Below are 4,063 nucleotides of genomic sequence, written 5' to 3'. Positions count from 1 at the left end.
TTGATAAATCTTTCGACTTAACTATTCAACGAGTGCCCACACAGATTGCATGGTCAAATTGTTAAAGAACATACTGACTTTCGGTAACCGCTTGCGCCGTTGTCCGTGTCAGTGAGGTCGCATTATAGGAGAATTTTTAAAACTGACAATAGTTTTTTTACATCAAAATAATCAACCGCTTTTTTTTTATACAAAAATTTATATTTCATCCATTTTTTAATCAAAAATTAATAATAACTATATTTAATCTTGTATCTAAATGCATCTTGATAGTCGTTAAAAGTGATGAAATGAAAATTAAAGCAGCAATAAAATAAAAAGAAGCTGTAAACAAGCTAGAAAGGATAAACAAGATGTGGTGTTTCACAATGAGTAGGAAGTAGAAAGATAAGACGCAAAGCTTTAATTGATAACCTCTAAAATAAAAGCAGTAGATCACCTACTGCTTTATAACATGAACAATTACGCGTTTTCAGCGAGCCATGCTGGTACATTCTTAACGCTGTCTAAAACAGCATCTGCTAGAGCTTCACCTTCTTCAGTGATCGCTTTACCTGTACGTACTAATACTTTAAAAGCAACATCTGCCGCTATCGCTGCTTTCATATCATCGGCTTTATCACCAATCATTACTGATTTTGACATATCAATATTCAAGTGACTTTGCGCCGAGATAAACATGCCTGGATTTGGTTTACGACAATCACAATCTTGTAAATATTCACCTTTGCCTTCCGTTGCGTGGTGTGGGCAATAGTAAATACCGTCAAATTCAATATCTTGATCTTCGAAATTCCAATCCATCCATTCAGTCAAAGAAATAAACTCATCTTCGCTGAAGATACCACGAGCAATACCAGATTGATTAGTAACTAAAACAAGTAAGTAACCCATTTCTTTGAATTTTTTACATGCATCAAAAACACCATCAATGTATTCAAAATCATCAACAGTATGTACATAGCCGCGATCAACGTTTATTACGCCATCACGATCAATAAAGACAGCTGGTTTGGCCAAAAGAAAGCCCTCAACAATTAGATATTGGTTTGATTATGTCACGAGTTGGTATTGAAAAGTATTAGTTATCACATCCACAAGACTGATTAGCCATGAACAGAGTACTGTAATAAACCCCACAACCATTTAGACGTCTAGACGTAAAAATAGCTATTGACTTAAAAAGCGATTGGAAATAGCATCAACTTAACAGCAGTTGATATATTTTAACTGATACAACCAATTATTAACAATAAATGCAATATAGCACTATTTGCACATAATGGATTGCATCTAATTAATCAGGAAGTTCAATGATAGAAATAAAACAAGTCAATAAAGTGTTCTATCAAGGTGAGAAAGCAATCAATGCGCTAAAAGATATTAATCTCAGCATAGAACAGGGAACAATTTTCGGTGTGATTGGTTCATCAGGAGCAGGAAAGAGTACGCTCATTCGATGTGTGAATTTATTAGAAAAGCCAACAACAGGTAATGTTATTGTTGATGGTATTGATTTAACCACCCTCTCATCTAATGAATTAACTTTAGCTCGTCGTAAAATTGGAATGATTTTTCAGCATTTTAATTTGCTTTCATCACGCACCGTTTATGCCAACATTGCATTACCACTTGAGCTTGCTGGTCTTTCAACACTCGAAATAAATACCAAGGTTACTCAGTTACTGTCATTAGTTGGTCTAGAAGATAAACGTAATAGCTATCCATCAAACTTAAGTGGTGGTCAAAAACAACGGGTAGCTATCGCACGAGCTTTAGCCTCTGATCCCAAAGTTTTATTGTGTGATGAAGCCACCAGCGCACTTGATCCCGCAACAACGCAATCAATACTGGCTTTATTACGTAAAATTAATCAGCAACTTAACTTAACTATTTTATTGATTACTCATGAAATGGATGTGGTTAAACGTATCTGTCATCAAGTTGCGATTATTGGTGGTGGTGAATTGGTCGAACAAGGCCTTGTCGGTGATATTTTTGCACACCCGAAAACTGAATTAGCTAAAGCGTTTATTCGCTCAACGTTAGATTTATCGATTCCTGAAGATTATCAATTAAGAATGACACCAACCTCGGTCAAAGGAAGTTATCCCCTTATTAGGCTGGAATTTACTGGAGACTCTGTTGATGCGCCGTTAATTAGCCAAGTTGCACGCGAGTTTAATCTTGATATCAGTATTCTTAGTTCAAATATGGATTATGCTGGCGGAGTTAAGTTTGGATTAATGCTTGCCGAGTTCTTTGGTACTCAAACTGCCATTGATAACGCTATTAGGTTTTTACGTGATCACAAATTAAATGTTGAGGTACTAGGATATGTCGCTTGATGCAATAACAACATGGTGGCAGAGCAATCAGCGCCTAACTGAATTACTTATCGAAGCATTGGGACAAACCTTAACCATGGTGTTGGTGTCCGGTTTCATTGGCTTTGTTATTGGTATTCCTCTTGGTGTCACATTACACCTCACCAAAAAAAATGGTTTATGGCAAAACCCCGTTTTAAATAAAATTCTAGGTATTGTGGTTAATATTGGCCGTTCAATCCCTTTTATTATTCTGTTAGTTGCCATTATTCCTTTTACACGATTTGTAGTTGGCAGTTCTATTGGTACCGCTGCCGCCATTGTGCCACTAACAGTCGGTGCAATTCCCTTCATCGCGCGTTTAGTTGAAGGGGCGTTATTAGAAATTCCAACAGGACTAATAGAAGCAGCACAAGCTATGGGTGCAACCCCGATGCAAATTATCGCCAAGGTATTATTACCCGAAGCTTTACCCGGCATTATTAATGCGATCACCATTACTTTAGTGACTTTAATTAGTTATTCCGCCATGGCGGGAACCGTTGGAGGCGGAGGGTTGGGTGATGTCGGTATTCGTTATGGTTATCAGCGTTTTGATGGCACCGTCATGGCTATCACCGTCATTATGCTTGTTATTTTAGTCCAACTTATTCAATCAATTGGTGATCACTTAGTGAAACGTGTCGATCACCGTTAGTAACAAAAGATTATTTATATCATCAAGGAAAGCCCATTTAAGGAGTAATACTATGGCGTTCAATCTTAAACACCTTTTTGCCATTGCCGGCGTTGCTGCAGCTATCACATTAACAGGCTGTAGTGAGCAAGAAACCCCCATTGATAACAGTAAAGTAAAAATTGGTGTCATGGCGGGAGCTGAAGAACAAGTAGCAGAAGTTGCTGCTAAACAAGCAAAAGATAAATATGGGCTTGATGTTGAATTAGTTACTTTTACAGATTATGTATCACCTAATGCAGCATTAGCAGAGGGCTCGATTGACGCTAATGCTTTTCAACATAAGCCATATTTAGATCAACAAATTAAAGATCGTGGTTATAAATTTGCGATTGCTGGCAATACATTTGTATACCCTATTGCTGGCTATTCAAATAAAATAAAATCACTGGATGAATTAAAAGATGGAGATCAAATTGCAGTACCCAATGATCCCACTAACCTTGGCCGTTCTTTATTATTATTACAACAACAAGGTCTAATTACACTAAAACCAAATACAGGCTTAACCGCAACAGTATTAGATATTGTGAATAATCCTAAAAATCTTAAAATCGTAGAATTAGAAGCCGCTCAATTGCCACGTTCTTTAGATGATGTTGCATTAGCCGTAATTAATAATACTTACGCTAGTAGCTTAAACTTAACACCTGAAAGAGATGGTATTTTCGTAGAAGATAAACAGTCACCTTACGTTAATATTATTGTCGCTCGTGAAGATAACGTTAATGCTGAAAATGTACAAAAGTTCATTCAAGCTTATCAATCAGATGAAGTTTATAATTCAGCTCAGACTATCTTTAAAGGTGGCGCTGTTAAAGGCTGGTAATCACACCAATTAGCAACACATCATTTAAGAGCAGGCCTTAGTGCCTAATGCTGATCAGTTAAGCCCAAAATGATCAGTTGAACGATCCTGTAGATGTGTAAAAATCCAAGTGTATTTAATGCACTTGGATTTTTTTATGTTTTTAAGACAAGCACTTGAACAGATACATGC

General features: G+C 36.7%; 4 protein-coding genes. 3 read left to right on the top strand and 1 reads right to left on the bottom strand.

What is annotated here, in order from left to right:
• Positions 1-462 precede the first annotated feature (462 nt).
• Positions 463-1,020: a D-glycero-beta-D-manno-heptose 1,7-bisphosphate 7-phosphatase gene (gene gmhB, locus C9I86_RS19675; protein ID WP_080159020.1), complete on the bottom strand. Its 558-nt coding sequence runs from the start codon at positions 1,018-1,020 to the stop codon at positions 463-465.
• A 293-nt stretch (positions 1,021-1,313) separates the two neighbouring features.
• Here gmhB and metN point away from each other — a divergent pair, with 293 nt between their 5' ends.
• The 3 genes from metN to C9I86_RS19660 are packed head-to-tail and all read left to right on the top strand — an operon-like array spanning position 1,314 to position 3,892.
• Entirely contained in the window at positions 1,314-2,348 is a 1,035-nt protein-coding gene (gene metN / locus C9I86_RS19670; protein ID WP_080159019.1) for a methionine ABC transporter ATP-binding protein MetN, read from the top strand.
• Complete coding sequence (locus C9I86_RS19665) at positions 2,338-3,024, top strand: methionine ABC transporter permease (RefSeq protein ID WP_080159018.1); 687 nt, start codon at positions 2,338-2,340, stop codon at positions 3,022-3,024. Before metN ends, C9I86_RS19665 begins: the two co-directional genes overlap by 11 nt.
• Positions 3,025-3,076: 52 nt before the next feature.
• A complete protein-coding gene (locus C9I86_RS19660) occupies positions 3,077-3,892 on the top strand; it encodes a MetQ/NlpA family lipoprotein (RefSeq protein ID WP_107277260.1) in 816 nt (271 codons plus the stop codon).
• Positions 3,893-4,063 lie beyond the last annotated feature (171 nt).

It is taken from the genome of Photobacterium sp. NCIMB 13483 (assembly GCF_003025475.1).
GTDB lineage: Bacteria > Pseudomonadota > Gammaproteobacteria > Enterobacterales > Vibrionaceae > Photobacterium > Photobacterium piscicola.
The sequence above is the reverse complement of the archived record's forward strand: the minus strand, read 5'-3'. Positions and strand labels throughout refer to the sequence as shown.

What these genes read in the sequence shown, in the direction of transcription:
- metN (WP_080159019.1), top strand. Translation starts at nt 1,314, where the DNA reads ATGATAGAAATAAAACAAGTCAATAAAGTGTTCTATCAAGGTGAGAAA.
- C9I86_RS19665 (WP_080159018.1), top strand. Translation starts at nt 2,338, where the DNA reads ATGTCGCTTGATGCAATAACAACATGGTGGCAGAGCAATCAGCGCCTA.
- C9I86_RS19660 (WP_107277260.1), top strand. Translation starts at nt 3,077, where the DNA reads ATGGCGTTCAATCTTAAACACCTTTTTGCCATTGCCGGCGTTGCTGCA.